Annotated in this window: 15 protein-coding genes and 1 riboswitch (1 of these 16 cut by a window edge); of the genes, 8 read left to right on the plus strand and 7 right to left on the minus strand. The window is 73.2% G+C overall.

Going from position 1 to position 16,227, the window contains the following annotated elements; genetic code table 11:
- The 3 genes in view from ACF9IK_RS06655 to ACF9IK_RS06665 are tightly spaced (each overlapping or abutting the next) and all read right to left on the minus strand, a layout consistent with a single transcriptional unit that may run on beyond the window.
- Positions 1-549: the 5' portion of a threonine aldolase family protein gene (locus ACF9IK_RS06655; RefSeq protein WP_395298486.1), read on the minus strand. The gene continues 531 nt to the left of window position 1, outside the view; only the first 549 of its 1,080 coding nucleotides appear in the window; it begins with the start codon at positions 547-549; the stop codon falls past the left edge of the window.
- The gene (locus ACF9IK_RS06660) at positions 546-1,304 is read right to left on the minus strand and encodes an SDR family NAD(P)-dependent oxidoreductase (protein ID WP_395293301.1); all 759 of its coding nucleotides are present in this window, start codon (positions 1,302-1,304) and stop codon (positions 546-548) included. The genes ACF9IK_RS06655 and ACF9IK_RS06660 overlap by 4 nt, the downstream gene beginning before the upstream one ends.
- Complete coding sequence (locus ACF9IK_RS06665; RefSeq protein ID WP_395293302.1) at positions 1,301-2,701, minus strand: DUF6421 family protein; 1,401 nt, start codon at positions 2,699-2,701, stop codon at positions 1,301-1,303. The genes ACF9IK_RS06660 and ACF9IK_RS06665 overlap by 4 nt, the downstream gene beginning before the upstream one ends.
- Positions 2,702-3,309: 608 nt before the next feature.
- Between ACF9IK_RS06665 and ACF9IK_RS06670 the strand changes: the two genes are divergently transcribed.
- Together ACF9IK_RS06670 and ACF9IK_RS06675 are read left to right on the plus strand one after the other, a co-directional pair.
- Positions 3,310-3,867, plus strand: coding sequence for a DUF5134 domain-containing protein (locus tag ACF9IK_RS06670; protein WP_395293303.1), 558 nt, complete (start codon positions 3,310-3,312; stop codon positions 3,865-3,867).
- Between the two features lie 182 nt (positions 3,868-4,049).
- Positions 4,050-4,997 (plus strand): M56 family metallopeptidase, encoded by a 948-nt coding sequence (locus ACF9IK_RS06675; protein WP_395293304.1) that lies wholly within the window; start codon positions 4,050-4,052, stop codon positions 4,995-4,997.
- Positions 4,998-5,037: 40 nt separating this feature from the next.
- Here ACF9IK_RS06675 and ACF9IK_RS06680 read toward each other — a convergent pair whose 3' ends face one another.
- Positions 5,038-5,469, minus strand: coding sequence for a MarR family winged helix-turn-helix transcriptional regulator (locus ACF9IK_RS06680; RefSeq protein WP_395293305.1), 432 nt, complete (start codon positions 5,467-5,469; stop codon positions 5,038-5,040).
- A gap of 87 nt (positions 5,470-5,556) precedes the next feature.
- On the opposite strand from ACF9IK_RS06680, the gene ACF9IK_RS06685 reads away from it, so the two are divergent.
- The gene (locus tag ACF9IK_RS06685) at positions 5,557-7,074 is read left to right on the plus strand and encodes an MFS transporter (protein ID WP_395293306.1); all 1,518 of its coding nucleotides are present in this window, start codon (positions 5,557-5,559) and stop codon (positions 7,072-7,074) included.
- A 196-nt stretch (positions 7,075-7,270) separates the two neighbouring features.
- Positions 7,271-7,876: a TetR/AcrR family transcriptional regulator gene (locus ACF9IK_RS06690; protein WP_395293307.1), complete on the plus strand. Its 606-nt coding sequence runs from the start codon at positions 7,271-7,273 to the stop codon at positions 7,874-7,876.
- A gap of 58 nt (positions 7,877-7,934) precedes the next feature.
- Here the strand turns inward: ACF9IK_RS06690 and ACF9IK_RS06695 are convergent, their stop codons facing one another.
- Positions 7,935-8,801: a helix-turn-helix domain-containing protein gene (locus ACF9IK_RS06695; RefSeq protein ID WP_395293308.1), complete on the minus strand. Its 867-nt coding sequence runs from the start codon at positions 8,799-8,801 to the stop codon at positions 7,935-7,937.
- A 417-nt stretch (positions 8,802-9,218) separates the two neighbouring features.
- Here ACF9IK_RS06695 and ACF9IK_RS06700 point away from each other — a divergent pair, with 417 nt between their 5' ends.
- Entirely contained in the window at positions 9,219-9,746 is a 528-nt protein-coding gene (locus ACF9IK_RS06700; RefSeq protein ID WP_395293309.1) for an ATP-binding protein, read from the plus strand.
- Between the two features lie 301 nt (positions 9,747-10,047).
- Here the strand turns inward: ACF9IK_RS06700 and ACF9IK_RS06705 are convergent, their stop codons facing one another.
- The gene (locus ACF9IK_RS06705) at positions 10,048-10,293 is read right to left on the minus strand and encodes a DUF397 domain-containing protein (RefSeq protein WP_313766590.1); all 246 of its coding nucleotides are present in this window, start codon (positions 10,291-10,293) and stop codon (positions 10,048-10,050) included.
- A 512-nt stretch (positions 10,294-10,805) separates the two neighbouring features.
- Between ACF9IK_RS06705 and ACF9IK_RS06710 the strand changes: the two genes are divergently transcribed.
- Entirely contained in the window at positions 10,806-11,723 is a 918-nt protein-coding gene (locus tag ACF9IK_RS06710) for a hypothetical protein (RefSeq protein WP_395293310.1), read from the plus strand.
- 91 nt (positions 11,724-11,814) lie between these two features.
- Here ACF9IK_RS06710 and ACF9IK_RS06715 read toward each other — a convergent pair whose 3' ends face one another.
- On the minus strand, positions 11,815-13,935 hold the full coding sequence (locus ACF9IK_RS06715; RefSeq protein ID WP_395293311.1) for a hypothetical protein: 2,121 nt from the start codon (positions 13,933-13,935) through the stop codon (positions 11,815-11,817).
- A 383-nt stretch (positions 13,936-14,318) separates the two neighbouring features.
- A riboswitch (cyclic di-AMP (ydaO/yuaA leader) is annotated at positions 14,319-14,491 on the plus strand.
- Here ACF9IK_RS06715 and ACF9IK_RS06720 point away from each other — a divergent pair.
- Both ACF9IK_RS06720 and ACF9IK_RS06725 read left to right on the plus strand, forming a co-directional pair.
- Positions 14,476-15,741, plus strand: coding sequence for a transglycosylase family protein (locus ACF9IK_RS06720; protein WP_395293312.1), 1,266 nt, complete (start codon positions 14,476-14,478; stop codon positions 15,739-15,741). It overlaps the preceding riboswitch by 16 nt.
- Positions 15,742-15,946: 205 nt before the next feature.
- On the plus strand, positions 15,947-16,147 hold the full coding sequence (locus ACF9IK_RS06725; protein ID WP_395293313.1) for a hypothetical protein: 201 nt from the start codon (positions 15,947-15,949) through the stop codon (positions 16,145-16,147).
- Positions 16,148-16,227: the final 80 nt, after the last annotated feature.

Genomic DNA, 16,227 nt, shown 5'->3' on the forward strand with positions numbered 1-16,227 from the left:
CACGAGCATGCCGTGCTGGTGGGCGTGCTCGGCGATGGCCCGGATCTCCTCGACGGTGTAGAGGGTGCCGAGCTCGGTGCTCTGGGTGATCGAGACCGCGCACGGCTGCGCGCGGTGCTCGTCGCCGAAGCCCCAGGCCTGCTGGTCGATGAGCTCGGGGGTGAGCTTGCCGTCCGGGGTGGGGACGGTGAGCAGCTTGATGCCGCCCATCTTCTCCGGGGCGCCGCCCTCGTCCACGTTGATGTGGGCCGACTCGGCGGCGATCACGGCGCCCCAGCGCGGGAGCAGTGCCTGCAGGGCGACGACGTTGGCGCCGGTGCCGTTGAAGACGGGGTACGCCTCGGCCTTCTCGCCGAAGTGGCTGCGGAAGACGTCCTGCAGGTGGGCGGTGTAGTCGTCCTCGCCGTAGGCGACCTGGTGGCCGCCGTTCGCGAGCGCTATCGCGGCGAGGACCTCCGGGTGCACGCCGGCGTAGTTGTCGCTGGCGAAGCCGCGCACGGCGGGGTCGTGCCGCCGCACCGCGTCGGTACCGGGGGTGAGGTCGGTCATCGGGCTGTCAGCCACAGGTGCTGTCCGTTCAGTTCTGCTGCGGGGCGGTCCCAGAGGCCCGCCAGGGACGCGGCGAGGTCAGCGGTGTCGGTGAAGCCCGGGAACTTCGCGTCCGGCTTCTCAGCCCTCATTTCGGGACTGACCAGCGCCTTGATCACCAGGATCGCAGCCGCGGCGGTCGGCTCGCCATCCTCGGCGGTGGTCTCCTTCTTGAAGGAGTCGGCCATCGCGAGGGTCCAGGCCTCGGTGGCGGCCTTGGCCGCCGCGTAGGCGGCGCCGCCGGCGGTCGGCTTGTGGGCCGAGGCGGCGGAGATCATCGCGTAGCGACCCGACTCGCTGCGGATCAGCGCGGGCTGGAAGGCCAGCGAGGTGTGCTGCAGGGTGCGCACGACGGTGTCGTGCAGGAAGTCCCAGTCGTCGATCCGGGTGTCGAAGAACCTCTTGCTGCCGCGCCAGCCGCCGACGAGGTGGAAGAGGCCGTCGACGTGGCCGTGCTCGGCCTCCAGGTGGTCGGCCCAGTCGTGGACCTCCTGCGGGTCGAGCAGGTCGATGACCTGGCCGCTGACCCGGGCGCCGGGGACGGCGATCCGGGTGGCGTCCAGGGCGGCCTCCAGGCGCCGGCCGTCGATGTCGGCGCCGATGACGGTGGCACCGTCGGCGGTGAGGCGGCGCAGGACCGCCTGGCCCGCCGGGCCGCTGGCGCCGGCGACGGCGACGACCTTGCCGGTCAGCGGCTTGTTGTCGGTGCTGGTCATGCGGCAACTCCCTGGGTGCCCGAGCCGGTGATGCCGGTGGTGGAGGCGATGACGCCACTGAGCTTCTTGTTGAGGGCCTCGTAGAACATGCTCAGCGGGAACTCGTCCGGGAGCACGGCGTCGCACAGCGCCTTGTTGAGCGCCTTGCCGTCGGTGATGTCGAGCGGCAGCGCGTCGGTGCCCTTCGCCCAGGTGGAGGCGGGGTGCGGGGTGAGGTAGCGGGAGACCAGCTCGTAGGCGGCGATCCAGTGGGCCGGCTTCGGGCGGTCGATGCCGTCCCGGTAGAGGGTCTCGATCTCGCCGCAGAGCGCGTTCGTGACCTGCGGTGCGCGCTCCCAGTCGATGGTGAGGCGGTTGTCGCGCCAGCGCAGCGCGTCGTGCTTGTGCAGGTACGCGAAGAGCAGCTGGCCGCCGAGTCCGTCGTAGTTGCGGACGCGGTCGCCGCTGACCGGGAAGCGGAACATGCGGTCGAACAGGATCGCGTACTGGACGTCGCGGGCGTGCAGGTTGCCCTCGGCCTCCAGCTTCACGGCCTCCTTGAAGGTCGTGAGGTCGCAGCGGAGCTCCTCCAGGCCGTACATCCAGAACGGGCTGCGCTGCTTGATCATGAAGGGGTCGAACGGCAGGTCGCCGTGACTGTGGGTGCGGTCGTGCACGAGGTCCCACAGGACGAAGGTCTCCTGGGCACGCTGCTGGTCCTGCAGCAGGCCTTCGGCGTCGGCCGGGATCTCCAGGCCGAGCTGCCGGACGGCGCTGGTGGTGACGGCACGGAAGCGGGCGGCCTCGCGGTCGCAGAAGATGCCGCCCCAGGTGAAACGTTCCGGCGCCTTGCGCACGGCCACGGTCTCGGGGAAAAGGACGGCGGAGTTGGTGTCGTAGCCGGCCGTGAAGTCGGTGAAGGTGATCGGCACGAACATCGGGTTGTCGAAGCGGGTGCGCTCCAGCTCGGCCAGCCAGTCCGGCCAGACGACCGTCAGCAGGACGGCTTCCAGGTTGCGGTCCGGGTTCCCGTTCTGGGTGTACATCGGGAAGACCACGAGGTGCTCCAGGCCGTCGACGCGCTGGTCGGCGGGCTGGAAGGCGAGCAGCGAGTCCAGGAAGTCGGGCTCCCGGTAGCCGGTGTCGGCCCACTTCGCGAGGTCGGCGTCGACGGCGGCGAGGTACTCGGCGTCGTGCGGGAAGTTGGGGGCGAGCTCCTCGACGGCGCCGCGGACCGTGGCGACCAGCGGGTCGACCGTGTGGCGCTGCACGGCGGCGAGGTCGATCGAGCCGTCCTTGGACTGGAGCGGGCGCAGGGCCTCGACGGCTTCCTTCAGGCGCAGCCAGGCCGGGTGGCCGGCGAGGTCGGAGACCGGGGCGTCGGCCGCCACGGCGAGCCTTGGCGAAAGATTCTGCATCGGGGACTCACTTCGACAGGAGGGTTTTCAACAGGACCACCATAAGTACGAAAGGTTCTCCTGTTCAAGGGGGGGCCCGGGCGAGAACGTCCCGCGGCCAGGGCCGACGGCCGGACGCCCCGGAGGGGACGCCGTTCGAATCTTCAGGACAGCGGCACCGTGGCGATGCGAACCTCCCGCCCCGCGCCCGGCGCAGGGCCGTGTGGCCCTTGTGGCTCTCGGCCGCGGCGAGCCTCGCAGGCCAGCGGCCCTCGTGGCCCCGTGGCCCCCGCGGCCCTCGCGCGGGCTCGTGACCCGGGTGTGGCGACGGCCGCGGCGGAGCCGGCGGCTCCCGGCGTGCCTGCTCCGGTTCGGCGGCCTGGCCGACACACCCCCGTATGCCGACCATGCCGCCTGCGTTCCGGCGGCGCCACCGGGGAGGGGCGGCGCCACGGGATACGGGGTGCCGGCGCAGGTCCGGGCCGGCCGGCGCCGCCCGTCACCGGCGTCCTGCGGAAGCCTCCACTCCGGCGCCCACCACCATGCGCCCCCGTGCGCGCCCTACTGCCGGCGGCCCCGACCGGTGATCGTGGACGGTACGCACGTCCGCGCCGTCGGGGAGGCCGCCGTTGCACGGGCCAGTCCTGGTCAACTCACTGCTGGCCGTCCTCACCACGGCCGCCGGCGGCTACTGCCTCGACCGGCTGCGCCGGGCCTCCGGCACCGCCCGGCCCGGGACGCACCGGCGCCACTCCCACGAGTCCGACGCCGCCGAGGCCCTGATGGGATTCGGGATGGCGGCGATGGCCGTCTCCGGGGACGCCGTGCCGGCCGTCGTCTGGGCCTGGGTCTTCGGCGTGCCGGCGGCGGCGTTCCTCCTGGCCTCGGCGTTCGGGCCGGACCGCCGGGCGCACCGGCTGCACCACGCGATCGGCGGGCTGGCCATGACGTACGCGGCGCTGGCCATGGCGGCCGCGCCCGCGGCCGGCCACCACCACGCCGCGGCCGGGGGGACGCCGCTGCTGACCGGGGCCCTGCTGCTCTACTTCGGGGGCTACTCGCTCTGGGCCGGGACGCGGCTGCTCGGCACCACGACGGGGCGGCTGACGACGGCGACCGCCGGGCTCCCCCTGGCCTGCCGGCTGTCGATGGGCATCGGCATGTTCGCCATGCTTCTGACGATGTGATGCCTCTGGCGAGGTGACGCGCCGCTCTCGAACCCCATTCCGGTGCCCCGGCCACCCCCCGGTCGGGGCCCGCGTGGCGTTGGTCACTGGGTGGCCGAAAGCCGTTCCCCGGGGCGCCGGCACGGCTTAGGTTGGCGGGGAGCGCGCTGTCGCGTTCCGTGCGTACTCGGGGAGCCCATGCCATGACGGCCCTGCTCGGCCTGTTGCTGCTCGGACTGCTGCTCTCGACCGTGGCGCCCCGGCTGCTGGCCCGGGCCGACTGGGCCGAGCGCGAACCCGTGCTGGCCCTGCTCGCCTGGCAGTGCCTGGTGGTGGCCGTGATGCTGTGCTGCGCGCTGAGCCTGCTGCTGGCCGCCTCGGCCGCCCTCCCCGAACTGCGCGACCTGGTCTTCGCGGGCGCCCCGCCCGGCGTGGAGGCGGCGTACGGGCTGCAGGGCGGTGAGGGCTGGGGGCGGCTGTACGCCGCGGTGCTGGCCGCCGGCGGGGTGCAGACCGTGCTGGCGCTGACCCGCGAGGTCCGCTCCGCCAAGGCCCTGCGCAACCACCGTCACGCCCAACTGGCCGATCGAGCTCCCGAGTTGCCGGAGTCCATCGACACCGCGCGGCACCGTCGGGAGCGGCTGGTGGTGCTGGAGAACGTCCGCCCCGAGGCCTGGTCGCTGCCCGGCCACAACTCCCGGCTGGTGGTGACCACCGGCGCCCTGCAGCAGCTGACCGACCGGGAGCTCGCCGCGGTGCTCAGCCACGAGCGCGGGCACGTCCGGGCCCGCCACCACTGGCTCTCCCAGTGCTCGCAGGCGCTGGCGTCGGGTTTCCCCGGGGTCGGGGTGTTCAGCGCCTTCCGGGACCAGGTGGGCGAGTTGGTCGAGCTGGCGGCGGACGACCGGGCGGCCCGCCGGCACGGCCGGCACACCACCGCCCTGGCACTGGCCGAACTCAACCTGGGGCGCGGAGTGTTCGGCTCCTGCCCACCCGGTCAGGCGCAGTCGCCGAAGCGGGTGGACCGGCTGCTCGCGGGGCGGCCGCGGCTGCCCGTGCTGCACCGGCTGCGGCTCACCGTGGCGGCGCTGGCCGCACCGGCAGCCGTCGCGCTGGTGGCCGCCGCACCGGGACTCTCGGCGCTGATCTGACCGGCGGGGGCCGGTCGCCCTGTCGCCCCCGGGTGTTCCGCTACCCCTGAGCGGGGCGGCCGCCCTCCAGCGGGCCGCCGAGCGTGAGCGCGAGCACCTCGCGCTGCAGCGGGCGGGCCTCGGCGTAGCGCCGGCAGCCCTCCTCGGTCAGCGCGACCAGGATGCCCCGGCGATCGTCGGGGCACATCGCGCGCGTCACCAGGCCCGCCTTCTCCAGCCGGCCGATCAGCCGGGACAGCGCGCTCTGGCTCAGGTGGACGGTGTCGGCCAGCTCCTGCACCCGCAGGACGTGGGAGTTGTCCGCGTTCCGCTCCTCGACCAGGCGTTCCAGCACCTCGAACTCGCTCATGCCCAGGCCGTGCTTCTCGCCCAGCTCACGGTCGAGCAGGCAGGACGCGGCGGCGTGCCGCGCCAGCAGGTCACGCCAGGACGCGACGAGCGCCGCGTCCGCGTCGGAGTCGAGTTCAGTCACGCCGCCACGGTATCACATGCACAAGAAGCTTATGTGGCAACATTTAATTCATTTGCATTGAATGCGCGTGCATGTAGTGTCCTCCCCATGACCACCGCGACTGCGACGACTCCTGACGACTCATCAACCGGCGGGCTGAGCTGGGCTCCCCGCCTCTGGGGCACGCTGATCGTGCTCTGCGCCGCGATGTTCCTGGACGCCCTGGACGTCTCCATGGTCGGCGTCGCCCTCCCGTCCATCGGCTCCGAGCTCCACCTCTCCACCTCCACGCTGCAGTGGGTGGTCTCCGGCTACGTACTCGGCTACGGCGGCCTGCTGCTGCTCGGCGGGCGCGCCGCCGACCTGCTCGGCCGACGCCGGGTCTTCCTGGTGGCCCTGGGCGTCTTCGCCGCCGCCTCGCTGCTCGGCGGGCTCGTCGACGACGGCGGTCTGCTGATCGCCGCCCGCTTCCTCAAGGGCGTCGCCGCGGCCTTCACCGCGCCGGCCGGCCTTTCGATCATCACCACCACGTTCGCCGAGGGCCCGGCCCGCAACCGCGCGCTGTCGATCTACACCACCTGCGGTGCCAGCGGCTTCTCGCTCGGACTGGTGCTGAGCGGCCTGCTCACCTCGGTCGGCTGGCGCTGGACCTTCCTGATGCCGGTCCCGGTCGCCCTGATCGCCCTGATCTTCGCCGTCCGGCTGCTTCCCCGCCCCACCGAGGAGCGGGCCCAGGGCGGGTACGACGTGCTCGGCGCGATCACCGGCACCAGCGCCGTGCTGCTGCTGGTCTTCACCGTCACCGAGGCGCAGGGCGCCGGCTGGCTGAGCGTGCGCACCCTCGGCTCGCTCGCCGCGGTCGCCGTGCTCGCCATCGCGTTCCTGGTGGTCGAGACCCGGACCGCGCACCCGCTGGTCCGGCTCGGCATCTTCCGCAACGGCTCGGTCGCCCGGGCCAACCTGATCGCGTTCACGATCTTCGGCTCGTACGCCGGCTTCCAGTTCATCGTCACGCTCTACCTCCAGCGGCTGCTCGGCTGGTCGGCCCTGGAGATGGCGCTCGGCCTGCTCCCTGCCGGCGCCCTGGTCGCCCTCTCGGCGACCCGGATGGGGGCGATCGTCGACCGCTTCGGCACCGGGAGGCTGCTGCCGATCGGCGTGCTGGCCCTGGTGCTCGGCTACACCGTCTTCCTCGGGCTCGACGAGCACGGCTCCTACCCGGCGCTGGTGCTCCCCAGCATGATCCTGCTCGGGATCGGCTTCGCCCTCGCGTTCCCGTCCGTCAACATCGCCGCCACCGCCGGAGTCGCCGACGAGGAACAGGGGCTCGCCTCCGGGCTGGTCAACACGGCCTTCCAGGTGGGCAGCGCGGTGGTGCTCGCCGTGGCCACCGCGGTCATCACCGCGGGCAGTGGCGGCGGCGAGAGCCCGGCGGCCCAGCTGGACGGATACCGCCCCGCGCTGGTGCTGGTCACCGCGGTCGCCCTGGCGGGCTTCGCGGTCGCCGCAGCGGGTGCCGTGCTCGAACGGCGGCAGCAGCGGTCAACTCCGCTGTCGGTGCCGGACTATGATTATCCGTCAGTCGACCTCGCCGACCGGCAGGACGGGATGCTGACGAAGAGCTGAACGATCCCCGGGCCCCGCGCCCCGGGGGCGCCGACTCCACCAAACCCCCGTGTTGGTGGAGTCGGCGCTTCCGTACCAGTCGGCCCGCGTGCGCCCGCCCGGTGCGGCCGCTCGCCCCGCCAGTATATTGGCCGGGAGCCAACCAACGTACGGAGCAGACACGATGGCACCTCGCGGGGAATCGGTCAATGAGGAAATGCGCCAACGCTCCCGCCGGCGCATCATGCACGCCACCGTCGAGCTCGTCGACCAGCGCGGCTACGCCGGCACCACGCTGGGCGACATAGCCGAGCGGGCCGGGCTGGCCCGCGGACTGCTGTCCTACTACTTCGACGGCAAACGGCTGCTGATGCAGTCGGCGACGCACCGGATGATGCACAAGGCGCTCTCCAGCGCGCTGGGCGAGCTCGCACCCGGGGCCTCGGCGGAGGCCCGGCTGGCCCGGGCGATCGACACCGTGCTGGGCCTGGCGGTGGAGCACCCGCGGGTGATGCGCTCGCACCTGGCCCTGATCCTGGACCCGGACACCGGGGCGTTCGTCCAGGACCCGGAGCAGCGCCGGCTGGGCGCGATCCTCCAGGAGCTGCTGCGGGACTGGGGCGCGCCGGACCCGGTGGCCGAACACGCCGTGCTGCGCAGTGCGCTGATGGGCGGCTGCATAGGCGTGCTGCTGCCGGGGGCCGAGCTGCCGCTCGCCCCCGTGCGGGCGGACCTCTTCCGCCGCTACGACCTGGACTGGCGGCTGGGCGTGCCGCCGCAGCCCCTGCCGCCGGAGCGCGAACGGCCGACGGCCCGCGGCTGACGCACGACGTCCGCCGGTCCCGGAAGAACGGCTCGGGCGCGCCTCGGGGGCGGGCGCTTCAGCGCTCCTTGAGGATCGACGCCAGCAGGTCGATGGTGCGCTCGGGGGTCAGGCTGTCCACGCAGAGCCGCTCCATGACCTGGATGTAGGCGTCGACGTCGTCGCGCTTGTCGAGGTAGAGCGCGCTGGTGAGCTGCTCCAGGTAGACCACGTCGGCGAGGTCCTGCTCGGGGAAGCGTAGGATGGTGAAGGCACCGGACTCCCCGGCGTGCGCGCCGAAGCGGAACGGCATCACCTGGATCACCACGTTGGCCTGTTCGGCGACGTCGATCAGGTACTGCACCTGACCGCGCATCACCTCGGGCCCACCGACCGGCCGGCGCAGCGCGGCCTCGTCGATGACGGCCCAGAGGCGGGGGCTGGCGCCCTCGGTGAGCAGCTTCTGCCGGCGCAGGCGCAGGCTGACCCGCCGCTCGACCTCCTCCTCGCTGATCACCGGCCGGCTCTGGCCGAAGACGGCCCGGGCGTACTCCTCGGACTGCAGGAGGCCCGGGATGAACTGCACCTCGTAGGTGCGGATCAGCGCGGCGGCCTCCTCCAGGCCGACGTAGGTCTGGAACCAGCCGGGCAGGACGTCGTTGAAGCTGTGCCACCAACCGGACTTGTTGGCCTCGCGGACCAGGCCGAGCAGGGCCTCCCGCTCACCACCGTCGTCCACCCCGTAGAGGCTGAGGAGATCGGCGACGTCGCGCTCCTTGAAGCTGACGCGGCCGAGCTCCATACGGCTGATCTTCGACTCGGAGGCGCGGATCGCGTAGCCCGCGTCCTCGCGGGTGATGCCGCGGGCTTCGCGCAGGCGGCGCAGCTGTGAGCCGAGGAGGATCCGGCGGACCATCGAGCCGCCGCCCGGCTGAACTGTGGTCATGCGTCGAAACCTCCACCTAGGGCAAACAGCGCACAGTCTGCCATCAGTTGAGCGCTCACGGTGCCGATACTGACGGATGTTCCTATCAGTTCTGCACCTCACACACCAGGATGCACGTGCATTCGGCGCTTGCATATGCCATTTGAACGACTGCACGTGAATCGACTCTTGCATCTGCAGTGAGCGCAGAGGACCATGGTGCACGTGCACCTGCACATCCCTGGCAATCCCGCGGGCTCCGCGTTCGACCCCACGCGCGACTCCGTGCACCAGCCCGGCAGCGCCCCCGCGCCACCGGGCCTTCGTGTGCGCGCGCACCTGGTCGAGGGGGCGGTCGCGCGGCCGAGCGAGTCGGAGGTGACCGGCATGACCCCGGCGGGTCCAGCCGTGTCCGCCCCCTTATGGGAGGAGCTCTTCATGGGCACCGGTACGGCCTTGGCAGTCGATCCCCATGTGGTCACCTGTACGCTCGCACCCCGCTACGAAGCCGTCAGAACCGCGCGCGACTTCGCCAGAACCGCTCTTCAGCGCTGGGGACTGGACGAGCTGTTCGACGATGTCGCGCTGGTGGCCTCGGAGTTGGTGACCAACGCCCTCCGGCACGCGATCGGCGCGCGCCCGGGAGCGGCGGGCAGCGGCCTCGACCAGTACGACTTTCCCACCCAGGCGGGCCCGGAAGGAAGACTTCCGATCCGGATCAGCCTGGTGCACCGCGCGCCGCAGGTGGTCTGCGCGGTGAGCGACCCCAGCAGTGCCGGCCCGGTGGCGCGGGAAGCGGACTTCGTCGCCGAGTCGGGCCGGGGGCTGCACCTGGTGGACTCCTTCAGCCACTCCTGGGGCTGGCACCCGCTGGGCGGCGGCAAGGTGGTCTGGGCGCTCTTCGAGGCCGAGTCGGAGGCCGCGAAGGCACCAGGGCTCGGCGGCCGGCACCGGCGCTCGGCCTAGCTCCCCGGCTCCGGAGCACGACCACGGCGACACCCCGTTCGGAACGCGACCACGGCACCCGAACGGCCACCACGACTCCGGCGGCGGCGACCGGCGACCCTCGGGCAGCGGGCACCGGCCGACCTCACCCCCCTCACGACCGCGACGGCGGACCGGACGGGCGGGCGGGGAGCACGAACCGCACGCGGGAGGCCCCCGGGGCCCGCGGAACCGCCGGCAAGACAAAGGCCGTCGTGGTGTCAGCACCCACGACGGCCCCCCGATGGTGAAGGCGGCGGCCGATCGGACCGCCAGGTGGTCGTCAGACCGCCAGGTGGTCGAACTCCCCGTCCTTGGCGCCCAGCAGCAGCGCCGCGATCTCGGCCCGGGTGTAGATGAGCGCCGGACCGTCCGGGAACCGCGAGTTGCGCATCGCCACCTCGCCCCCCGGGAGGGCGGCGAACTCGACGCAGTTGCCCTGAGAGTTGCTGTGCAGGCTCTTCTGCCAGACCACGTCCTTGAGGTCCGCAGCCGCCATCCCGTTGTACGTGCCGTACGTGTCGTGCATAGAAATCTCCCGAAGAGCTCCGGAGTGGTCGTCCAGCGCGGCGCCCCGGCCACAGCCGAACGACTGGACCGGCCCCGTACCGGCCCGGCACAACGCCTCACTTGACGTGATGATAGCTCCAGTGCACGTGCATCAGCACGGGACAGTGCAGGTGCACGGACCCTTCGCCACCGAACCGCAACTCTTCACCACCTCGACACCTGACGGTACGTAAGCGGACAAATCCGACGGAATCGGCGAGCTTCCGCTAACCGCCCGTAGGCGGCTCCCCGCTGAATGTTGATCTTCGAACGCCCGGAGTCGCACCCCCGTGACCCTGCGTCAGGCGGCCGCAGCCCTGTGAGACATCTCACGCGCCACCGGTGCAACAGGGGGCGGGTCCGGACGCGTCCGGGGCGAGACCGCCACTTCACGAAGACATTGCACCTTATGTCCGGTTTTACGGCAGGCCGCCCCGCTGGGTTCGGTAGCCGACTGCAGGCAGGGCGGCCCTATGTCCTACGATCTCCGCCATGAGCACCGCAGCCATCCCGGGCGCGCCACTGCCCGTCCGCACCCCAGGCTCCCGTGCGCGGGGGCGCCACCGCCGCCCCGAGCGCCCCGAGATCCCGACCGGAGCCCCCGCCCTGGTGCTCGCTGTGCCCGCGACCGCCGGCCCGGAGTCCCGCCCGGTGGTCGAGGAACTCCTCTCCATCGTGCGCAGCGAGCAGACCGGCGTACAGACCGCCGCCGGCTACCTCCCGGCCGGCGAGGCCGAGGGCGAGGCCTCCGCCGAGGACCGCACCGTCGCCGAGCTGTTGGCCACCGCCGCCGAGGCCGGCCTGCCCGCGCCGGTCGTGGTACCGCTGGTACCGGGGCCGCACGGCTTCCTGGCCGAGCTGCACGCGCTGGCCGCCGAGCACGGCGCCCAGGTGACCGACGTGCTGGGCCCGCACCCGTTGCTGGCCGAGGCCGTCCACGTGCGCCTCTCCGAGGCCGGTCTGGCCCGCGCCGACCGCGCCCGACTGTTCGCCATCGCGACGGCCGCCGACGGCGTGGTGCTCACCACCGTCGGTGGCGAGGACGCCGCGGCCGCCGCCGGGATCACCGGCGTGCTGCTGTCGGCCCGCCTCGCCGTGCCGGTCGTCGCCGCCGCGCTCGACGTACCCGGCTCGGTGGCCGGGGCCGTCGCGCACCTCAAGGAAATGGGCGCGCAGAACCCGGCGCTGGCCCCGCTGGTGATCGGCCCGGAGGCCGACTCCGAGCTGCTCGCCGCGGCCGCCGAGGAGAGCGGCTGCCCGTCGGCCGCACCGCTGGGCGCGTACCCGACGGTCGGCCAGCTGATCGGCTCCACTTACCTGGCCGCACTGCCGGCCCAGGTCGTCGAGGCCGAGGAGGCCGCCGAGGAGCCCGCCACGGGCTCCGGTGGCGGGCGGCACGCCGCCGAGTAGGCGGGAACCTCAGAACGCGGCGCGGGGCCCGGAACGATGGCGTTCCGGGCCCCGCGCGTGCGTGGGCGGGCCCGCGCCCGTGGTCGGGCGCTCAGGAGTCGCCGCCGACCCGTCCGGTGGGCGCGGCGGCGTCCTCGAACCGCAGCGCCGGCAGCTGCACCGGCCGGGACTGCGCGGCGAACGAGGCGAGCAGGGTGCTGCTCGCGTTCCACTGCGGCTGCGCGGCGCCGCCGTCCTCCGCCCGGCGCACCTGGATCGCCTCGGCCCGGCCGGCCCGGCGCAGCAGGATGTTCTTCGGCGGCCCGGCCTCCGGGTCCAGCCAGAGCTCGTTCCCGCCGAACTCGCAGTCCAGCACCAGGACGTCGTCGGGTTGGCCGTCGGGCGTGGCCCGGAAGGCGAGGCCGGCCCGGCGGTATCCGGTGAACCGGCTGCGGCTGAAGGTGACGGCCTCGCCGGCCAGTTCGTGACGGGCGGTGGAGACGGCGAAGTCGCTCTGCCCGGCGCCGTCGATCAGCAGCCCGTCGAAGACGGTGCCCTTCTCCCGGCCGAGCGAGTGCAGCGCCACTCCCCCGCCGGCGTTGCCGTAGAGCACGCTCGCGGTGTAGTCGAAGTCGTTGAGGTAGGCGCCGTGCTCGATGCCCCAGCCGCCGTTGTGGTAGGCCGCGAACTCGGTGACCACGTGGTGCTGCCGGGCGTTCAGCCAGACGAAGATGCCGTCCTGCAGGTTGTTGTGGGCCAGGCAGCGCCGGAAGGTCCAGACCCCCTCGCCGTTCTCCGGCCACTCGAAGCCGGAGGCGCCGTTGGCGCCCTGGACGCCGACGGCCACGCAGTCCAGCGCCTTGCCGCCGGTGCCGGCGCCCAGGTTGAAGCCGGTCAGCCGGTAGGCCCGCGGGTTGGGCTCGAGCACGGTGCGGGAGGCCACGCAGGACTCGTAGACGATGTCGTCGGACGGCTGCTGCGGGGTGCGGGTGTCCGGCGGGCCGTCCCACCAGTAGGCGTCCTCCCAGGTGTCGTGGCTGATGCAGCTGCGGAAGGTGATGCCGTGGCTGGCGTGCGGGACGTACGCGTGGTTGCCGGCGTCGCGCACCACCACCCCCTCGACCACGGTGCCGCGGGTGGCGTCGCCGAGCATGTGGAAGTGGAGCCCGTAGCGGCCGAGCACCGGCGTGGTGACCGCGGCGCTGCCGTCCGGGCCCTTCCAGCTCTCCCTGGTGTCGGTCCGCGGGCCGACCCAGCGCAGCACGGCGTGCCGGACGTCGGCCTGGCGGGAGCTGGTGAGGTGGACGTGGGCGCGCCCCTCCGCGGAGCCCTCGACCCGGACGCTTCGGGTCAGGTTGAGCACCTCGGCGCCGACCGTGACGCCCCCGCCGAGGGCGACCCGGGGGTGGGCGTACCGCAGCGGGGCCTCCAGGGTGACGGTGGATCCGCTGACGGAGCGCACGACGGCGAGGTCGTAGCGGGCGGAGAAGCCGTCCTCGTCCGGCGGACCGGTCGGGGTGACGGCCAGTTCGTCACCGGCCCGCCAACCCGCGGGCGGGGCGGCAAGGCTGACGGTGGTGGCACCGGCCCGCAGCTCGCCGGCCGCGCGCACCCAGGCGGTCTTGGCGGCTCCGTCCAGCCGCAGGTAGCCGGCCCCGGTGACCCAGAGGCCGACGTCGGTGTCGACCACCTTCATGCCGTCGCCCTGGAAGCGCTTCTCGTCGACGGAGGGGAAGCGCAGGGTGTGCACGGCGGTGTCGCCGGGGGCGAGGGCGAGGGTTCCGCGGACCTCGACGTTGCCGGCCGAGCTGAGGGTGACACCGCGGTCGGCGGCGAAGGTGAGCGAGCCGCCGGGCTCGACCAGCAGGGAGCCGACGGCGGCGTCGGTGTCGAGCAGCACCCGGTCGGTGATCCGGACGGCACTCTGCGGTCCGGGCACCCGGCCGCCCCAGCCGGCCGGGTCGGACCAACGGCGGCCGCCCTGGTCGGGCTCGGGGGCGGCGCCCTCGGCGCCGTCGCCGGGCGCGGGCGGTACGCCGGGGCCGCGGTCCGGGCCGCCGCGGTCCGGGCCGCCGTGTTCCGTGCCGCCGTCGCCGCCGGTGTCGGCCAGGCTGGTGGCGGTGCTACCCGGGGCGGACCCGGTCGAGCCGGTCGAGCCGGTCAGCGAGCGACGCAGGGCCTCCTCGCCGCCGATCGCGGCGAACACCGTGCCGACGGCGAGCCAGCGCAGCATTGTGCGACGGCTTACGGGAGTTCGGGGTCGTTCGGGTGGGATGTCCGGTCTGCGATGCTTTGCCCTGCGATGCGCTCCGCGGGCTCCGTCGGCCGGCGATCCGCCGCCCCGCTCCTCGTCCATGGCCATCGCTGCGTAGCCCTCCCCCCAGACGGCTGCGTCGGTCCCGACGTTCTGAAGCATAGGCAGTTGCGGCGTCCCGTACGGGCGTTGCCGGAAATCGGTCATTTCTGATCATGGTGGACACGTCGCGAGCAGGCGGTCCGCAAACCGTGACGGGCATCACACATGTTTGCGGTTTGAACTTGAGTCTGCTTAACGTGCTCCCCGTTCGTGGCCACACGGACCCAGCCCGTCCGCAACGCCGAGTCCTGCCGTCGGGTGTGCTGGCAGCGCAGAAACGCACCACGGCAGGAGCGGGGGAACCACAGGTAGGTCGCCCCGGGCCGGTCCGCGTACCGGTCCAGGGCTAGGGGTGAAGCCGCGTCCACAGCGCGGCCGGGCAACTCCAGCCCGAATCCGACAGCTCACCTCGCAGGCGTGGGAGAGGACCGCATCTTCATGCTGCCCACCAACGGCACCCGCCTGTCCGGCCGTACCCGCCGCGCCATCGCCGCGCTCGGAGTCGCGGGCATCGGCCTCACCATCCCCTGCCTGACCACCACCTCCGCCTCCGCCGCCTCGGTCGCGACCTGGGACAAGGTCGCCCAGTGCGAGAGCAGCGGCAACTGGAGCATCAACACGGGCAACGGCTTCTACGGCGGCCTGCAGTTCACCAACAGCACCTGGGCCGAGTTCGGCGGCACGGCCTTCGCCGCCCGCGCCGACCTGGCCACGAAGGACCAGCAGATCGCGATCGCCGAGAAGGTGCTCGCGGTCCAGGGCCCGGGCGCCTGGCCGGTCTGCTCCGTCCAGGCCGGTCTGACCAAGGGCGGCACCCCCGCCGCGGTCGACACCTCCACCGCCGCCAAGCCCGCCGCGCAGACCCCGGCCCCGGCCGCCAAGCCGGCCGCCCAGGCCCCCGCCGCCAAGCCCGCCGCCCCGAAGGCCGAGACCCCGGCCGCCGCCGACGCCACCAAGACCTGGAGCCAGAACCGCTCCGACTGGTCGCAGAAGTGGCAGGAGAAGGACGGCGACTACACCGTGGTCACCGGCGACTGGCTGTCCGCCATCGCCGACGAGCACCACGTCCAGGGCGGCTGGGAGCGGCTGTACGAGCTCAACCGCGACACCCTGACCGAGGGCCCGAACCACATCTACCCGGGCCAGCACCTGAGCCTCGGCGAGCACGCCCGGACCCAGGCCTCGGACGAGTCCGGCAAGGGCTTCGACTGGTTCAACCGCTCCTCCGGCCAGGCCGCGGGCACCACCGCCGCCAAGCCGGCCGCGCAGACCGCCACCCAGGCCTCCCAGACCCAGGCCCAGGCACCGGCCGAGGCCGCCACCGGCAGCATGGCCGCCGCGGTCTCCTTCGCCCTGTCGAAGGTCGGCCAGGCCTACGTCTACGGCGGCACCGGGAACGGCGGCTGGGACTGCTCCGGCCTGACCCAGGCCGCGCTGCGCGCCGCGGGCGTCTCCGTCCCGCGCGTCGCCGCCGACCAGGCCGCCGCCAGCACCCACGTGTCGCTGGACGCCCTCAAGCCGGGCGACCTGCTGTTCTGGTCCAACAACGGCCAGGACTCCGGCGTCTACCACGTCGCGCTCTACATCGGTGACGGCAAGTACGTCGAGGCCGCCAACCCGAGCGCGGGCGTGCGGACCCAGACCGTCGCCAACTGGGCCCCGGACTTCGCCGGCCGGGTCTGACCCACCGCACACGCCGCAGCCCCCGGGGGAGAGAGACCGCTCCTCCCCGGGGGCATCGGCCTGCGCGCCGCCGGCCGGACCCGGCCCGCGAGCACCCGGCCCGGCGACGGCCCGGCGACGGGCTCGGCACCGGGCCCGCCCGGTCATGGTCAAACCGGGCCGCACCGGGCATGCTGCTGCTCTGCGCACCCGAGGAGGAGTCCCCATGGCCCAGGTCACCGTCACGCTCGACGCCAATCTCGCGATCGACGCGATGATGCTCTCCGGCACCAAGAACCCGCAGGACGCCGTCGAGCTGATCCTCCGCGACTACCTCGCGCGGGGCCGGCGCACCGAGACCCGGACCGGCGAGGCCACCGACGGACACCGCCTGGAGGAGGGCCGTCCCGCGGCCCAGGAGGGCTGAACGGCGAACGGCCGGGGTCCGGGGAGCGGTGTGCTCCCCGGGCCCCGGCCGTTCCCGCCCGGACGCGGCGTCCGGGCGTG

The sequence above is a fragment of the Kitasatospora hibisci genome (assembly GCF_043950205.1).
GTDB classification, from domain to species: Bacteria; Actinomycetota; Actinomycetes; order Streptomycetales; family Streptomycetaceae; genus Kitasatospora; species Kitasatospora hibisci.